Origin of the sequence: Modestobacter marinus (assembly GCF_019799945.1) — a bacterium.
Taxonomy (GTDB): Bacteria; Actinomycetota; Actinomycetes; order Mycobacteriales; family Geodermatophilaceae; genus Modestobacter; species Modestobacter marinus_B.
In genome coordinates this window covers 102,941-119,083 of record NZ_JABGCH010000007.1, presented here as the reverse complement: position 1 = coordinate 119,083, position 16,143 = coordinate 102,941, and the positions used below count along the sequence as shown (strand labels likewise).

At 75.4% G+C, this 16,143-nt stretch carries 12 protein-coding genes; 7 read left to right on the top strand and 5 right to left on the bottom strand.

What is annotated here, in order from left to right; all coding sequences use genetic code 11:
• Positions 1-171 precede the first annotated feature (171 nt).
• Complete coding sequence (locus tag HK417_RS08990) at positions 172-1,677, top strand: sugar transferase (protein WP_308123467.1); 1,506 nt, start codon at positions 172-174, stop codon at positions 1,675-1,677.
• Between the two features lie 121 nt (positions 1,678-1,798).
• Positions 1,799-2,263 carry a hypothetical protein gene (locus HK417_RS08985; RefSeq protein WP_222265531.1) on the top strand — a complete coding sequence of 155 codons (465 nt, stop codon included), beginning with the start codon at positions 1,799-1,801 and terminating at the stop codon, positions 2,261-2,263.
• A 316-nt stretch (positions 2,264-2,579) separates the two neighbouring features.
• Here the strand turns inward: HK417_RS08985 and HK417_RS26115 are convergent, their stop codons facing one another.
• Positions 2,580-6,926: a PKD domain-containing protein gene (locus HK417_RS26115; RefSeq protein WP_222265529.1), complete on the bottom strand. Its 4,347-nt coding sequence runs from the start codon at positions 6,924-6,926 to the stop codon at positions 2,580-2,582.
• Between the two features lie 169 nt (positions 6,927-7,095).
• Positions 7,096-7,926, bottom strand: a complete 831-nt coding sequence (locus HK417_RS08975) for an SGNH/GDSL hydrolase family protein (RefSeq protein WP_222265527.1) — start codon at positions 7,924-7,926, stop codon at positions 7,096-7,098.
• Positions 7,927-8,214: 288 nt separating this feature from the next.
• On the opposite strand from HK417_RS08975, the gene HK417_RS08970 reads away from it, so the two are divergent.
• The 5 genes from HK417_RS08970 to HK417_RS08950 all read left to right on the top strand — a co-directional run bounded on the left by HK417_RS08970 (position 8,215) and on the right by HK417_RS08950 (position 13,069).
• The gene (locus tag HK417_RS08970; RefSeq protein ID WP_222265525.1) at positions 8,215-9,591 is read left to right on the top strand and encodes a polysaccharide biosynthesis tyrosine autokinase; all 1,377 of its coding nucleotides are present in this window, start codon (positions 8,215-8,217) and stop codon (positions 9,589-9,591) included.
• A 55-nt stretch (positions 9,592-9,646) separates the two neighbouring features.
• The gene (locus tag HK417_RS08965) at positions 9,647-10,252 is read left to right on the top strand and encodes an arsenate reductase/protein-tyrosine-phosphatase family protein (RefSeq protein WP_222265523.1); all 606 of its coding nucleotides are present in this window, start codon (positions 9,647-9,649) and stop codon (positions 10,250-10,252) included.
• Between the two features lie 23 nt (positions 10,253-10,275).
• Positions 10,276-10,890, top strand: coding sequence for a maleylpyruvate isomerase N-terminal domain-containing protein (locus HK417_RS08960; protein WP_222265521.1), 615 nt, complete (start codon positions 10,276-10,278; stop codon positions 10,888-10,890).
• A gap of 182 nt (positions 10,891-11,072) precedes the next feature.
• Positions 11,073-11,309 carry a hypothetical protein gene (locus tag HK417_RS08955; RefSeq protein ID WP_222265519.1) on the top strand — a complete coding sequence of 79 codons (237 nt, stop codon included), beginning with the start codon at positions 11,073-11,075 and terminating at the stop codon, positions 11,307-11,309.
• A 179-nt stretch (positions 11,310-11,488) separates the two neighbouring features.
• Positions 11,489-13,069 carry a lipopolysaccharide biosynthesis protein gene (locus HK417_RS08950; protein WP_222265517.1) on the top strand — a complete coding sequence of 527 codons (1,581 nt, stop codon included), beginning with the start codon at positions 11,489-11,491 and terminating at the stop codon, positions 13,067-13,069.
• Between the two features lie 70 nt (positions 13,070-13,139).
• Here the strand turns inward: HK417_RS08950 and HK417_RS08945 are convergent, their stop codons facing one another.
• From HK417_RS08945 to HK417_RS08935, 3 genes are read right to left on the bottom strand one after another with little or no spacing between them, the layout of a single operon-like run.
• Positions 13,140-14,186: an aminoglycoside phosphotransferase family protein gene (locus HK417_RS08945; protein ID WP_222265515.1), complete on the bottom strand. Its 1,047-nt coding sequence runs from the start codon at positions 14,184-14,186 to the stop codon at positions 13,140-13,142.
• Positions 14,183-14,821 (bottom strand): hypothetical protein, encoded by a 639-nt coding sequence (locus HK417_RS08940; RefSeq protein WP_222265513.1) that lies wholly within the window; start codon positions 14,819-14,821, stop codon positions 14,183-14,185. The genes HK417_RS08945 and HK417_RS08940 overlap by 4 nt, the downstream gene beginning before the upstream one ends.
• Positions 14,818-16,134 carry a hypothetical protein gene (locus tag HK417_RS08935; RefSeq protein ID WP_222265511.1) on the bottom strand — a complete coding sequence of 439 codons (1,317 nt, stop codon included), beginning with the start codon at positions 16,132-16,134 and terminating at the stop codon, positions 14,818-14,820. The genes HK417_RS08940 and HK417_RS08935 overlap by 4 nt, the downstream gene beginning before the upstream one ends.
• Positions 16,135-16,143: the final 9 nt, after the last annotated feature.

The window sequence follows — 16,143 nt, the reverse complement described above, 5'->3', positions numbered from 1 at the left end:
TCCCGATCGGGTGAAATGCCCAGCCCTCGCTTGAGGTTGCGGTGACCGAGCGTGATCGTTGCACCGAGCCGTCGGGGTCCCGCTGCTCAGCCCGCCCCACCATCGCGTGCGGGTGGGGCGCCTGGACCTCGCCGGCAGCGGACATGGAGAACTGATGAGGGGGGACGCGCCGTGCTGGACACCGCTGGCGCATCTGTCGGACTGCCTCTGGAGGCAGGTCCGGACGAGCCGGCCGGCGTCCGGTCGAGGCCGTCCGACGCCGATCCGGTCCGCCGGAGCGGAACGGCGTGGACCCGATGGTTCGTCGCCGCGCTGGTCGCGCTCGAGACGACCGCCGCCGCCGTGGCCGGTGCCGCCGTCCTGGCGACCCGGGACGGCCAGTCCAGCGTGGCGACCCCCGTCCTCATCGCGGCCTGCCTGGCGCTGGTGCCGCTGTGGCCGGCCCTGCTCGCCGCCACCGGGGCCTACGCCGAGCGGGTCATCGGCGCCGGCAGCGACGAGTTCCGCCGCGTCGTGCGGGCCGGTGTCGTGGTGCTCGCCCTGTTCAGCTTCGTGTCCTACGCCGCGGAGCTGGAGCTGAGCCGCTTCTTCGTCGTGTTCGGCATCCCCGGCCTCGTGCTCATGACCCTCGGGTTCCGCGTCGCCGCGCGCTCCGCCCTGCGGGCACTGCGCCGGCGCGGGGCCTGCCTCAAGCGGGTCGTCGTGGTGGGACGCGGCGGCGCGGTGCTGAGCCTGGTCGACCGGCTGCAGGCCGAGCGGCCCGCCGGGCTGCAGGTCGTCGCCACGTGCGTCACCGAGCCCGACCGGATCCGCGTCGGGGAGATCACCGGCATGCCGGTCGGCGGTCTGGACGGCGTCCTGGAGATGGCCCGCAGCGTCGGCGCCGACACGATCGCGGTCACCTCCTCCAGTGAGACGGCGGCGCAGTACCTCCGCGAGCTGTCCTGGGAGCTCGAGGGCTCCGGCCTGGAGCTCCTCGTGGCCCCCGGGCTGATCGAGGTGGCCGGCCCGCGGCTGCACATCCGGCCGTTCGAGGGCCTCCCGCTGCTCTCCGTCGAGGAGCCGCACTTCGAGGGCTGGCGGCGGGTCGTCAAGGGCGGTGTCGACCGCCTCGCGGCGGCCGGCGCCCTCGTCGTCCTCTCGCCGGTGCTGCTCGGCCTCGCGCTCGCCGTCCGGCTCGACAGCCCCGGCCCCGTGCTCTACCGCCAGGAGCGCGTGGGGCTGAACGGGCGGCACTTCACGATGCTCAAGTTCCGCAGCATGGTCGTGGACGCCGAGCAGCGGCTGGCCGCGATCCAGGACGCCAACATCTCCGACGGGCTGCTGTTCAAGATGCGGCAGGACCCGCGGGTCACCCGGGTCGGCCGGGTGCTGCGCCGGCTGTCGCTCGACGAGCTGCCGCAGCTTGTCAACGTGCTGAACGGCACGATGTCCCTGGTCGGTCCGCGGCCTCCGCTGCCGCGCGAGGTCGCCCAGTACGAGCGCTCGGTGAGCCGCCGCCTGCTGGTGAAGCCCGGGCTGACGGGACTGTGGCAGATCTCCGGTCGCAGCGACCTGCCCTGGGAGGAGGCCGTGCGGCTGGACCTGCGGTACGTGGAGAACTGGTCGCTGGCCCTGGACCTGTCGATCCTGCGCAAGACCGTCTCCGCCGTGCTGGCGTCCCGCGGCGCGTACTGATCGCACCGTCCTCGGGGCGGCGTCGGCGAACTGCCGGCGCCGCCCCGTCGTCGTTCTCGCCCCGGGACCGCCGCGACACCGGTATCGTCCCGCCGCCATCGGATCGGGGAAGGGGTGCCGCGTGCTCGTCAGGCTGGGTGCGGGGGTGGCGGCGGCGGTGGTCGCCGGGACGGCGCTGGGGGTGGCCTCCCGGGCACTCATGGCGCTGGTGAGTCTCACGTCCGGTGGGTCGAGCTCCTTCACCGTGAGCGGGACGTTCTTCATCCTGCTGGTCTACGTGCTGGCGATGATCCCGGGCGGCGCGGTCGCCGGGCTCACCACGCACCGGGCGCGGTGGCTGCTGCCCGTGGCCGGGGCCCTGTTCCTGTGCGTGCCCGCCGTGGGCGTGGCGGGCGCCGAGATCGGCGCGACGACCGGGTTCGGGCTCGCGCAGTGGCTGGGTGTGGGCGCCGGCACCGCCGCCGTCTTCGTCACGATCGCCCTGGTCCCGGTGGTCACCGTCCGGCTGGCCGACCGGTGGCTGGGCCGCCGGGGCGCCGTCGTCCCGGAGGCTGCGACCAGCTCACCGGCGACTGCTGCCCGCTGACCCGCCGCCGCGGGCCCGATCGCACGCACCTCCTCCGCATCGCACGCCCTGCGGCACATGCCACGCCCAGGGAGCGCGTGCACCGCGCCCTCGAGGGGTCCGACGGGCCCGGCAACCAGCGTGGCCGGCCTCCCGTCCCCCCGGCAGACCTTCATTGCACGTGCTCCCTCCGCATCGCCCGTGCTGCCACACGAGCAGAGTGTGGGAAACGCGTGCAGTGCGCCTCAGGGAGGGCCCGGAACGCCGGAGGGCCCGCTCCCCGTCCCCGCCGGGTGGGCGGGAACGGGGAACGGGCCCCGGTGGTGCGGGTCGTGCGTCAGGCGGCCGGGCGCAGGGCGCGGAGCCAGCCGCCGACGGCGGTGGTCTTGGGCAGGGTCCAGGTGGCGGTGCCGCTGGGCCCGGCGGTGGGCTGGGTCTTGGCGGCGTGCTCGGTGGTCTGCCCGCCGCTGATCTCGGCGGTCTCGGTCCAGCCGGTCGGGGCGGTGACCCCGGCCGAGCCGCTGTCCATGCCGATCCCGCCGATGAGCACCGCACCGTTGGTGGTGGTGGTGACGCCGGGCAGGGTGAGCTTGGCGGCGGCGTAGGTCTTGTCGACCGCGGTGGTGGCCGCGGTGTCGAAGACGGTGGTGGTGTCCACGCCGGAGTAGGCGGTGGTCAGCGCGCCCCACTTCTGGGCCGCGGACAGCTGCCAGGCGTAGCTCGCCGGCTCGGCGGTGGGGTCGGTGACCAGGTGGGAGTAGACGAACAGCCGGGCGCCGCCGATGCTGACCGGTGCGGTGAGCACCGAGGTCCAGCCGGTGGGCACGGTGCTCAGGTTGGGTGCGTTGTCGGCGGTGATCTGGGTGATCAGCACGTCCCCGGCGCGCAGGCCGGTCGGGCGGGCGATGCTGACGCCCTGGACGGCGGTGGCCGAGACCGCGGTGGTCGACGCCCCGGTGGTGATCCCGGCGCCGCCGGCAGGCGGCGGGGTGGTGGTGCCGGCGGTGACCGTGACGGTCTGCCGGGCCGGGGTGCTGGCGCCGGTGGTGTTGGTGGCGGTCAGCGTCACCGTGTAGGTGCCGGCGGCGGTGTAGGTGTGCGCGGGGTTCTGGGTGGTGGCGGTGCCGCCGTCCCCGAAGTCCCAGGCCCACGCCGTCGGGTTGCCGGTGGAGGCGTCGGTGAACTGGACCGGCAGCGGCGCCTGCCCGGTGGTCACCGACGGCGTGAACGCCGCCGTCGGCGCCGACGGGGTCGGCGTGCCCGGGCCCGGGTCCACCGGGACCGGGGTGGTGCCGCCACCGGCGGCCGGGCGCAGGGCGCGGAGCCAGCCGCCGACGGCGGTGGTCTTGGGCAGGGTCCAGGTGGCGGTGCCGCTGGGCCCGGCGGTGGGCTGGGTCTTGGCGGCGTGCTCGGTGGTCTGCCCGCCGCTGATCTCGGCGGTCTCGGTCCAGCCGGTCGGGGCGGTGACCCCGGCCGAGCCGCTGTCCATGCCGATCCCGCCGATGAGCACCGCACCGTTGGTGGTGGTGGTGACGCCGGGCAGGGTGAGCTTGGCGGCGGCGTAGGTCTTGTCGACCGCGGTGGTGGCCGCGGTGTCGAAGACGGTGGTGGTGTCCACGCCGGAGTAGGCGGTGGTCAGCGCGCCCCACTTCTGGGCCGCGGACAGCTGCCAGGCGTAGCTCGCCGGCTCGGCGGTGGGGTCGGTGACCAGGTGGGAGTAGACGAACAGCCGGGCGCCGCCGATGCTGACCGGTGCGGTGAGCACCGAGGTCCAGCCGGTGGGCACGGTGCTCAGGTTGGGTGCGTTGTCGGCGGTGATCTGGGTGATCAGCACGTCCCCGGCGCGCAGGCCGGTCGGGCGGGCGATGCTGACGCCCTGGACGGCGGTGGCCGAGACCGCGGTGGTCGACGCCCCGGTGGTGATCCCGGCGCCGCCGGCAGGCGGCGGGGTGGTGGTGCCGGCGGTGACCGTGACGGTCTGCCGGGCCGGGGTGCTGGCGCCGGTGGTGTTGGTGGCGGTCAGCGTCACCGTGTAGGTGCCGGCGGCGGTGTAGGTGTGCGCGGGGTTCTGGGTGGTGGCGGTGCCGCCGTCCCCGAAGTCCCAGGCCCACGCCGTCGGGTTGCCGGTGGAGGCGTCGGTGAACTGGACCGGCAGCGGCGCCTGCCCGGTGGTCACCGACGGCGTGAACGCCGCCGTCGGCGCCACCGCGGCCGGGGTCGCGGTGAGCGTCGCGGTGACCTTGGCGCCCGTGCCCGCGCGGTTGCCGGCGATGAGCGACACCGTGTACGTGCCCGCGGTGCTGTAAGTGTGCGTCGGGTGCTGCTCGTTGGACCCGGTGCCGTCACCGAAGTCCCACGTCCACGAGGTCGGGGACTCCGTGGAGGTGTCGGTGAACTGCACCGGCAGCGGCACCTGGCCGGTGGTGGCCGACGAGGTGAACGACGACGTCGGCGCGGCGACGGGCGCCGCCCCCGCGAGCGGCTTCAGGGCGCGGACCCAGCCGCCCACGGCGGTCGCCTTGCTCAGCGTCCACGTGATGTCACCGGACGGGCCGGCGGTGCCGGTCTGGCGGTGCGCCAGCTCCGACACCTGGGCGCCGGTGCTCTCCCACGCCTCGGCCCAGCCGGACGGCGCCGTGACCGGGTTCGAGATGTTGTCCAGCCCCACGCCGCCGATCAGCATCGCGCCGTCGGTGACCGTGGTGGTGCCCGGAACGGTCAGGGTGGTGCTGGCGTAGCTGACGTCGATCTTGGTGCGGGCGGCCGTGTCGAACGGCGCGGCCGGGTCGACCCCGGAGAAGGCCGTCATGCCCGCCCCCCACTTCTGGGCCACGGACAGCTGCCACGTGGTGCTCGCCGGCTCGGCCGCGGGGTCGGTGACCACGTGGTAGTAGGCGAAGACCCGGGCGGCGCTGACGCCCAGCGGCGCCGCGAGCACCGAGGTCCACCCGCTCGGCACGGTGGCCATGGTGGGGGTGCCGTCGGCGGTGATCTGCGCGACGAGCACGTCACCGGCGCGGACGCCGGCCGGGCGCGGGATCGTCACCGCGGTCTCGGCGGTGAGGCTGAGCGCGGTGGAGGAGGCGCCGGCCGAGACCGCCCCCGAGGGGGTCGGCGCGGCCGTCACGGTCACCGTCTGCGAGAACGGGGCGCTGGTGCCCGCGGCGTTGCTCGCCGTGAGGGTCACCGTGTACGTGCCGGGCGCGGTGAAGGTGTGCGAGGGGTTCTGCGTGGTGGCCGTCGTGCCGTCGCCGAAGTCCCAGGCCCAGGACTTGGCGCCGCCGGTCGAGGTGTCACCGAACTGCACCGGCAGGGGAGCGGTCCCGCTGGCCGGCGACGCGGTGAAGCTCGCCGTGGGGGCCACCGCGGGGGCGCCGGTGAGCGGGACGTCGGCGTGCCAGTACCGCTGCGTGGTCTTCTCGCTGGCCAGGACCACCAGGCCGGTGGCGGTGGAGACGCTCTGCTTGGTGGAGGTGACATCGTTCATCGTGGGGTTCGCGACGTCGCGGATCACCGGGGTGCCGCGGCCGGCGGCGAAGACCGGGTCGGCCATCGAGGCGGTCTTGTCGTAGATCGTCCCCGGCACGCCCGGGTAGGCGCAGGCACCGCTGGTCGGGGCCGTGGCGAGGACGTGCACGGACTGGTGCTCCTCGTCGAGCATGAGCAGCGGCCGGGTGTGGCAGTCCGCCAGGGTGCCCACGGTCGTGGCGGACCACGAGCCGGTGCCGGGCTTGAAGCTGAGCAGGCGCAGCTGCGGGTCCGTCGAGAGCGAGCCCGCGGCGCCGTCCAGGCTGGTCTTCACCACGGCGAAGACCCGACCGGACGCGTCGGACTGGACAGCCTTGATGTTGAGGTGGTCGTCGGCGGCCTTGTTACCCCGGATCGCCGCGCTGCCGCGCCAGGTGTCGCGCGCCGCGCCGTCGTCGTGGACCGCCCAGTAGACGCTGCCGTCGAGCTGGTTGCTCCAGAGGACGCCGATCTTGTTCTGGCCGAAGGCGACGACGCTGGAGAGGTCGTCCTGCGACACGGCGCTGCCGGTGACCGGCAGCACGAAGGGGGTGCCCCAGGTGGCGTCGTTGCCCACCGTGCTGTTCGCGTAGACCGCGGCGGTGAACCCGCCGGAGGCGCTCGCGGTGACCTTCGTCCAGGTCGCCCAGAGCGTGCCGGTGCTGTCCTTGTCGAGCGTGAGGGACTCGCTCGAGTGGTCGTTGATGGCGACCGGGAAGCCGGCGTCGAGCGAGAACGTCCCGCCGGAGAAGCTGTAGCGGTACAGCCGGGCGGGGCTGCTGGACCGGGAGGCGCTGCCCCCGGTGTCGCTGGAGATGGTCACCACGTGCGACGCGACGTACAGGTGGGTGCCGTCCCAGAGGGCGTCGGCGAGGGTGTCGCGCCGGTCGTCGACCTGCACGCCGGTGTCGGACCACTTCTGGGTCGACCGGTCCAGCCGGAAGACGTGCCAGGTCGTGGAGACGGTGTCGAACATGACCCCGTACCACGACCCCTGGGCGTACCAGAGCTTGCTCTGCGGCTTGTCCGAGGTCGGCACGTACGTCGCGCCGCTGTAGGACGGGCCCTGGTGGCCGTAGTCACCGGTCGCGGCCGAGGCAGCCCCCGCTCCCACGACCGCACCTCCGGCCAGGAGGGTCACGATGACGGTGACGACGAATCTGCGCAGCACACCCACGGTTACCGAACTCCCCGTTCCAGCCGGCCCCGTGCGGGACGTCGTGTGACGTCGCGTCCCCGGATGCCGCTTGATCTCTCCGAAGCTAGGCGACCGAGAGTCACCGGATCGTCCCCAAGGAGGGTGAGGGGACCCGTTCGTGCAGGTCACGCACCCACTCGGGTGACGGTCAGTGACCGACGACGGCGAGGACGGCCGCGGCGATCGCCTCGTGCCCGAGGTCGTTGGGGTGGAACTGGTCGCGGACGGCGCCGTCGGGCAGCACCGATCCCTCGGGTCCGCGCAGCGTCTCGTCGACGTAGAGCCGGGTCATCGGCACGACGACGCCCTGGTGCTCGGCGCACACCGGCCGCAGCTCGCGGTCGAAGGGGGTCGCCTCGTCGATGCCGTTCCACACCCCGGCGCAGACCAGCCCGGCCTGCGGGGCCAGCACGCGCACCTGGTCGAGCAGGTCCGCGTAGTCGGCACCGAACTGCGCCGGCGTGATCGCCACCGAGTCGTTCGCGCCGATCTCGACGAACACCAGGTCGAAGGGTCCCTGGTGCTTCTGCAGCGCCACGGCCGCCTTCGCCGCCCGCAGACCCGGGCGGGCCACCGACACGGCGTCCACGGGGCCACCGGCGCCGAGGGCGGCGGTGATCCGCGCCCGATAGGTGAGGCTCTCGTCGCTGGCGAAGGAGCCCCACATGAGCGAGTCGCCGATGAAGAGCACCCGCAGCGGCCGGTCGGCCGGCCGGACGACCGGCACCTCGCCCGACGTCGCGGCGGCGGACAGGGCCGGTGCCGTCGTGGCCGGTGCCGTCGTCGACGGCCGGGTGGCCGCGGCGGCGGAGGCCGGCGGGGCCGACGCGGTGCGCAACGCCAGAGGCAGCAGCACCGCGAGGGCGACCAGGCAGCAGACCAGCGCGACCACGGCCCACGTGGGCGGCCGGCTCGAGGGCAGCCGGAGCCGCATCAGACGGCCCACCGAGAGGTAGGAACCGGCAACCGTGATCTTCATGGACACCCAATCCGGGGAGAGGCGACGACGGGGTCGGCCGCGCGGGCGGCCGGGAGGCGGTGCGTCCCCGTGGCACGCACCGCCCGGCGATGCTCGCAACGGGAGACGACCCGGGGAAGGCGCGGCCACCACCAGGGGGGTCCTCCGCCGCCGAGGACCACCCCATGGGAGGACAAGCCGGCCGAACGGCGGGGCGGGGAGGCTCCGCGCCCCTATCGTCCGAAACGGTGCGAGGCCCGGCGTGACTGCTCGTCCGCCGGCTGCCATGGGAACGATCGAGGACGTGAGATGGACTTCAAGCAGATGACGCGGGCCCTGCGGCTCGCCTGGTGGCTGCCGGTGCTGGGCCTGGTCCTGGGGGCCGCCGCGGCGTCGGCGATCACGCTGTCGGCGACCCCGGTGTACACGTCGCACACGCAGCTGTTCGTCTCGACGACGGACTCGTCCTCGACGTCGGACGTGTACCAGGGCAACCAGTTCGCCGAGAAGCGGATCGCCTCCTACGCCGAGCTGCTGACCAGCGGCGAGCTGGCCGGCCGGGTCGTCGACCGGCTGCGCCTGGACCTGACGCCCGGGGCGCTGGCCGGCGGGATCGAGGCCACCCCGGTGGCCGGCACGGTCGTGCTGGACGTGAGCGTCACCGACCCCTCTCCCGAGCGCGCCCAGGCGATCGCCCAGGCCGTCGGCGCGGAGTTCATCGACCTCGTGCAGGAGCTGGAGACCCCGGCCGGGTCGACCGTCTCGCCGGTCAAGGTGACCGTGTTCGGCGCCGCCGACCTGCCGGGCTCCCCGAGCGCGCCGCGACCGCTGGTCAACGCCGCCGTCGGCGCGGTCCTCGGCCTGCTCCTCGGGGCGGGCACCGCTGTCCTGCGGGCGCGGCTGGACCGGTCGGTCAAGGAGCCCGAGGACGCCGCGGCGCTCAGCGGCGCGCCGGTGATCGCCGTCGTCCTCAAGGACGAGGAGCTCAAGGACCAGCACCACATCGAGCCGCACAGCAGCTCCCGGGCCGCGGAGGCCTACCGCCAGCTGCAGACCAACCTGCAGTTCCTCGACGTCGACCAGCCGCCGCGGGTGCTGATGGTCTCCAGCTCGGTGGCGGGGGAGGGCAAGACGACCGTCGCGGTGAACCTGGCGATCACCCTCGCCGAGGCCGGTCAGCGCGTGGCGATCGTGGAGGCCGATCTGCGGCGTCCGCGGGTGACCAGCTACCTCGGCCTGGTGGCCGGCGTCGGCCTCACCCACGTGCTCACCGGGCAGGCCGACCTCGACGACGTCCTGCAGCCCTTCGGTGACGGCGCCCTGACCGTCATCGGCGCCGGGCCGGCCGCGCCCAACCCGGCGCAGCTGCTGGCCTCGGCGAGCATGGCCTCGCTGCTGGCGAAGCTGCGGACCGACTACGACTACGTCATCGTCGACGCGCCCCCGCTCCTGCCGGTCGCCGACTCCACCGGCCTGGCCCTGCTGACCGACGGCGTCCTCCTGGTCGTCCGGCACGGCAGCACGACCCAGGACCAGCTGAAGCAGACGCGGGCCACGCTCGAGCGGGTCGGCGCCAAGACCTTCGGCACGGTGCTGAACATCGTCCCGCCCCGGGACGAGATCAGCTCGACCTACGGCTACGACAACGACTACGCCGCCGAGCCCACCCCGGCGCCGGCCGGATGACGCTCCCCAGTCCACGGCAGCAGCCCCTCGGCGCGACGCGCGGGGGGCTGCTGCCGTGACCGGCACCCTTCCCGGCGGGACGCCGGCCGGCCGGCTCCTGTTCGTCTGCACCGGCAACATCTGCCGCTCCGCGGCGGCCGAGCGGCTGGCCCGGCGCGACTTCGCGGAGCTCCTGGGGGACGCCGCCGATCGGGTGCAGGTGCACAGCGCCGGCACCCGCGCGGTCGTCGGCGCGCCCGTCCACCCGCACAGCGCCGCGGTCGTGCGGCGGCTCGGCGGGCAGGTCGACGGCTACGCCGCCCGGCGGCTGACCCGGCCCATGGTGGCCGAGGCCGACCTGGTGCTGACGATGACCCGCGAGCACCGCCGCCTGGTCCTCGGCGTGGACCCGCGGGCGCTGGCCCGCACCTTCACCCTGGCCGAGGCGGCGGAGCTGGTCGGGCTGCTCGGGGACACCCCCGCGCCGGACCAGCCGCTGGCCCGGCGGCTGGCCGCGGCCCGCACCCGGCGCCGCAGCGACGAGGCCGACGACGTCCCCGATCCGATCAACGGGTCGCCGGAGGTCCACGAGGACGTCGTCCAGGCCATCGAGCGGTACCTGCACCCGGTGCTGCGGGTCTGGGCGGTCGACCTCGGCACCCGGCTCACCGCCGCGGACTGAGCTGCCGGCGCTAGCCTGCGCGCATGCCCTTCCCGTGGGACGACTCGCGCCGGGCGTTCGCCGACGCCGCAGGGTGGTTCGTGCGGACGACGTCGCTGGTCGGCGACCGGTGGCAGCAGCCCGGCCTGGGTGAGTGGGACGTCCGCGCGCTGGTCGGCCACACGAGCCGTTCCCTGCTGACGGTCGAGACCTACCTGGCCCGCCCCGCCGCGGCCGTCGAGGTCCCCTCGGCCGGTGACTACTTCCGGGTGACCCGGGAGGCCGCCGCCGGCCCGGCCGTCGCGGCGCGCGGACGGGAGGCCGGGGTCGCGCTGGGCGTGGAGCCCGCCCAGGCCGTGGCCGAGATCGCCGGGCGGGTGCTCCCGCTCGTCGAGGCCCGGACCGGCAGCGAGCTCCTGACCACGATCGCGGGCGGCATGCGGCTGTCGGACTACCTGCCGACGCGCACGTTCGAGTTGGTCGTCCACACGGCCGACCTGGCCACCGCGCTGGGGGTGCCGCTGGACCTCCCCGCGACGGCGGCGGCGCAGGCGCTGCAGCTGATCGCCGACCTCGCCGTCGCCGACGGACGGGCCGGGCCGCTGCTGCTCGCCGCCACGGGACGACCGGTCCCGCCGGGCGGCCTGTCGGTCCTCTAGCGCCGCCCGTCACCCGGGCGTGTGAACCCGCTGGATCCGGTCCGGACGACGTCCTCCGATCGGTTGAGCGGAGCCCGTGCAACCGGCCGCGGCCCCTACCGTGGGTAGTGGGACCGACCGACCGGCCGGCCCCGGCGGAGTCTGCGATCACGGAGAGTGACCTCATGGACGGTGCGATCCCTATGGATCATGTCGAGGTGCTGGACGCCGTCCGCCGGGACGCGGACCGGGTGGTCCTCTGCCGCTGCGGCGGGTTCGGCCGGGTGCACCACGTGCCGGTGCAGCGCCGCGGCCTGGCCGAGGGGTACGTGCGCGGGAGCTTCACCTGCCCCTGGGACCGCCCCGGCCCGCACGTGCCGCTGCTGCCCCCGGGTGGCCGGTCCCGGGCCCGTGCCGGTCTGCTGACGGCGGACCGCTGACCGACCGGATCCGGGCTCCAAGGGGCGTCATCCCGACGGGTGAGGGCTCCGCCGGGGACCGACCGATCGGCCGGTGTGCTGCGTAGGGTCGGTTCCATGGGCTGCTCACCTGCACGTTCCCGCCCATGCGCGGCTTCTCCGGGTCGGTTGAACGGTCGGTGGGACGAGGTCGGACGGGCATGACGGTCGACCAGACGACGGCGACCCCGCCCCCGGCCGGCACCCCGCCCCCGGCCGGCACCCCGGCCCTGCCCGCGACGCGGACCGGCGGGACCTCCGGCCTGCTCCGCGCCGGAGCCCGGGGCGCGGCCTGGCTGGGCATGTCCCAGGTGCTGAGCAAGCTGACGGTCGCGCTCACCACGATCGTCCTCGCCCGGCTGCTCGCGCCGGAGGAGTTCGGCCTGGTGGCCCTGTCGCTGGTGCTCATCGTCTACGCCGAGGCCGTGGCCGACGCGGGGGTCGCGCAGGCACTGATCTACCTGCCGCGCTCGCGGGCGGTGGCCCGCGCCGCGATGCTGTGCTCCCTCGTCGCCGGCCTCGTGCTGGTGACCATCGTGGTGGCCGGCGCCCCGCTGATCGCCTCCTTCTTCGGCCGGCCGGACATGACCCCGCTGGTACGGCTGCTGGCCTGCTCGCTGCTGACGGCGTCCCTGGGCGCCGTCCCCGAGGCCCTGCTCCGGCGGGAGCTGCTGTTCCACCGGGTGTCGGTGGCCACCGTGCTCCGCACCCTCGCCACCGGCCTGGTCTCCGTCAGCCTGGCCTTCGCCGGGTACGGCGCGTGGGCGCTGGCCTGGGGGACCGTCGCCGGCAGTGCCACCTACGCCGTCACCGGCTGGCTGCTGCTCGACAACCGGCCCGACCTCGCACTCTGGCGCACGACGCGGCAGGACGTGCGCGCGGTCCTCGGTTACGGGCTCCCCGTGGCGGGCAGCTCGCTGCTGGCCCGGCTGATCTTCGACATCGACTACCTGGTGGTCGGCCGGATCGCCGGCGCCGTGGCACTGGGCTACTACACGCTGGCGTTCCGGCTGCCCGAGCTGGTGATCCTCAACGTCTTCTACGTGCTGACCGCCGTGGTCTTCCCGCTCTACAGCCGGATGCGGGACGACCCGGACCGGCTCCGCGAGGGCTACCTGTTCAGCGTCCGCGTCTTCTCGCTCTACGGCGTGTGCGCCGGCGCCGGGCTCGCGGTGGCGGCCCCCCTGGTCGTCCCGGTCCTGTTCGGCGACCAGTGGGACGCCGCGGTGGTCCCGCTCGTCGCCCTGTCCATCTACACCGCGCTGCGCGCGGTCGGCGGTGGTGGCGCGACCGAGATCTACAAGGCGCTGGGCCGGCCGAGCGTGTCGGTGTACCTCTCGCTGATCCGGCTCGCCGTGCTCGTGCCGGCGCTGCTGCTGGCGGCCCGGTGGTGGGGGATGGAGGGCGTGGCCTGGGCACAGGTGGTCACGTCGTTCGCCTTCGCCCTGCTCATGCAGGGCGTGGCGGCGCGTGTCCTGCGGCTGCGCTGGCGGGACATCGCCGCCGCGATCGCCCCCGCGCTGCCTACCGGGGCGGCGATCGTGGTCGTCGGCCTGCTGCTCGCCCGGCTGCCGCTGCCACCCGCTGCCGCCCTGGCCGTGGTGGTCGTCGGTGGTGCCGCGACCGGGGTGGCCGTCCTCTCCCTGGTCAGCCCGTCGCTGGTGCGGCAGCTGCGCGACGTGGTCGCCCGCCGCCGGACCACTCCGTCGCCGGAGCCGTCCGGGGTGGCCGAGCCGGAGTAGCACCGCGCAGGACCCCGGGTGGCGCCGCCGCCCCGGGCCCTGCCGTCGGCCGGGGTCGGGCCCCGGACGGTCAGCTGCGGACGGCCTGTTCCTCGGCCCGGCCCAGCACGTGCCACCACAGGTCCACGTCGCGGCTCTCGCGCACCGTCCCGGCGAGCGCGGCCGGGCTGAGGGGCTCGCCGTCGCCGGGCCCGTCGTCCTCGGGGACGAGGCGGGCGACCAGGCCGGCCGCCGTCCGGGCCCAGCTGCCGACGACGAGCGCGTCGAGCAACTCCACCGGCACGCCGCGCCGCTCGAGGTGGGCGGCGAGGACGGCGCGGGCCCAGCCGTCCGGCGCCCAGAGATCGGCGTCGAGGGCCGCGCGCTGGGCGTCGCGGTCGACGGCCGAGCGGCTGGACTCGCTGATGTACTGCAGGAAGAAGACCAGGTCGTGTCCCGGCACCCCGGCCGCGGTCGCCCGTTCCCAGTCGATGACGCGCAGGCCGTCCTCGGCGCCGAGGAAGAGGTTGGGGTGGCTCAGGTCCCCGTGCTCGAAGACCGCGGGGAGGGCGACCTCGCGCAGCGGCTCGAGGACGGCGTGGGTCCGGGCGACGAGGTCCGCGGTCTCCCCGCCGAGGGGGACCGCGCGGGCGAGGGCGTCCAGCGGCCGGGTGAGGGCCGCGTCGTACCAGTTCCGGTTCTGCTCGGCGGGCGTCATCACCGGCAGGCCGTCGATGAAGGCGGTGCCCGCCCGCACGGCCAGGTCCCGGTCCCGCCGGACCGCCGGCGGGTCGAGCTCGACGCCGTCGACGGCCGTCTCCACCAGCAGCACCTGCTGGCCGACGTCGACGGTGCCGAGGACGACGGGAACGGCCGTGCCGGCGCTCGGCGCGAGCTCCGCCACGCGGCGCAGCACGTCGGCCTCGAGGAGCACGCCGAGGTTGTCCCCGGGCCGCCGGGGCAGCTTGGCGACCGCCCGCGGCCGGGGGTCGCCGGGGCTGAAGACCAGGGCGACGACGTGCCGCGAGGCAGGGAACCGCGGGGTGAGCAGCGCGGTCTGCATCCGCCGGGGGATCCCGACCGCGGCCAGGCCCAGCTCGTCGTACCGCTCGGAGAGCACCCGCTCGATCAGGTTCACTGCTCCTCCTCGGCGCGCCGGGCGACGACGCTGCCCTCGGGCACCAGGACCGGGACGAGCCCCAGCCGGAGCGCCGCGCGGGCCGCCAGCGACAGCACCGTCCCGAACCGCCGGCGCCGGGTGCGCAGCAGGACGTCCCGGAGGACGACCCGCGCGTCGAGGGCGATGATCCGGGAGGACGTCGCGATGGTGGGGACGTGCCAGTGGGCCGCTTCCTCTCCCAGTCCGGCGCGCCGCACGGCCCGCTGCCAGCCCCGCACCGTCCACGGTCCCCGGGACGACGGCCGGCCCCGCCGGACCTCCGCGTACAACCAGCCGCCGGGGCGCAGCGCCGCCACGGCCGGGCGGAGGTCCGCCGGCGCAGGGGAGGCCAGCACGACCAGGTCGCAGGTCCCGGCGAGGGCGGCCCATCCCGCCGGGGAGGTCACGGTGTGCACCGTCGGGGCGATCAACGGCAGGCCGGACACCAGGTCCTCGTCGAGGGCGCCCGAACAGGCGATCACCTGCGGCTCGCACTCCGGGAGCAGGAACCGCCAGTCCAGCCGGTGCCAGGCGCGCAGCGGCGTCCCGCCGGTGGGCGACGGCGCCACGGCCGTGCCGGTGCCGGCGTGGCCGACTGCGGGCGTGGCGGTCACTGCGACCCGCCGCGGGCCCGCGCGGCCGTGCCGGGGCCGGTCAGCGCGTCCCAGATCGCGGCGAGCGCCCGGCGCCGGACCTGGTCCGCCGGCTGCGTCGCGTCCAGCACGGCGCTGTGGCGGAAGGCCGGGGCCAGGGCGAGGTAGTCGTGCCGCCGGGCCTCGAGGACCTCGACGGAGTGCTCGCCCTTGCGGGCGAACATCACCGCGCCGGGCGCGTCCAGCACCAGCGCGAGGTCCGGCTGGGGGCCCAGCCGCAGAGCGAGCGCGGACACGATCCGGCCGCCGCGTCCCGGCGTGGGGGCGCCCGGGAGCAGCGCGTCCTGCGGAGCGCGGTCGAGGAGCACCAGGCGCCGGCGCCGCCGGTGGAGGTGGGCGGTGGCACTGGTGCGCAGCGCCCGGCCGATCCGGGTGGCCAGCCGGGCCGCGGGCAGGTGCCGGAGCCGGGCGTCCCAGGGGCTCTCCTGCCACAGGCCCATGTAGACGGTCTCGGCGGGCGTGGGGAAGGTGCTGCGGACGGCGTCGGTCAGCGTGCTCTTCCCGGCCCCGTCGGGCCCGAGGACGGCGACGACCAGACCCGCCGGGTGGCCCGGCGCCGCGACGGCGAGCCGGCGGGCCAGCCGCCGGGCGGCGTACCGGGCGGCGACCGGCACCGGGGACCGCCGCGTCCAGTTCCGGAACAGCTGACGACCGGCGGTCACCCCGTCGCCGTCGACGGCCGCCAGGACGAGTGCGGCGGACCCGGGTCCGGCCACCTCGTCGAGGGCGCGGGCGACGGGCGTGCCCAGCGGCGCGTGCCCGGCGGCGGCCCTGGCGAGGTCCCGGCGGGCCGGGGCGATGTGCCCCTTGTCCAGCAGCAGGTGCAGCAGGAACAGCCACGCCTCGTCCGCGGGCGCCAGCCGCCAGAGGGAGCCCTCCCGCCGGCGGCGGCTCAGGCAGCCGGCCGCGAGCGGCGAGTGCAGCTGCTGGTGGCGGCCGAACGCGACGACGGTCACCACGTCGAGCTTGATCCACAGGTCGGCGGCCGGGTCATAGGAGAAGTAGAAGCGGTGGCTGCCGTGTCCGCGGACCCCGAGCCGGCGCAGGCCCGCGGTCGCCAGCAGGCCGTCGAGGAGCGGCAGGGACCCGGCGTCGACGAGCAGGTCCACGTCTCCCGTGGGCCGGGCCAGGTCGTCCGTTCCACGCACCAGCGCCCAGGCGACCCCGCCGTGGTCGAGGGCCCGGAAGGCGCGGGCCAGCACGGGGTGCGGCTCGGGACGATCGGGCGCCGTCGGCCCGCCGGGGGCGACGGCGTTCCGCACCATGTCGTTCATCGATCCTCC

Coding starts and splice junctions, on each gene's coding strand:
- HK417_RS08975 (WP_222265527.1), bottom strand. CDS start 7,926: ATGAAGATCACGGTTGCCGGTTCCTACCTCTCGGTGGGCCGTCTGATG.
- HK417_RS08970 (WP_222265525.1), top strand. CDS start 8,215: ATGGACTTCAAGCAGATGACGCGGGCCCTGCGGCTCGCCTGGTGGCTG.
- HK417_RS08960 (WP_222265521.1), top strand. CDS start 10,276: ATGCCCTTCCCGTGGGACGACTCGCGCCGGGCGTTCGCCGACGCCGCA.
- HK417_RS08955 (WP_222265519.1), top strand. CDS start 11,073: ATGGATCATGTCGAGGTGCTGGACGCCGTCCGCCGGGACGCGGACCGG.
- HK417_RS08950 (WP_222265517.1), top strand. CDS start 11,489: ATGACGGTCGACCAGACGACGGCGACCCCGCCCCCGGCCGGCACCCCG.
- HK417_RS08935 (WP_222265511.1), bottom strand. CDS start 16,134: ATGAACGACATGGTGCGGAACGCCGTCGCCCCCGGCGGGCCGACGGCG.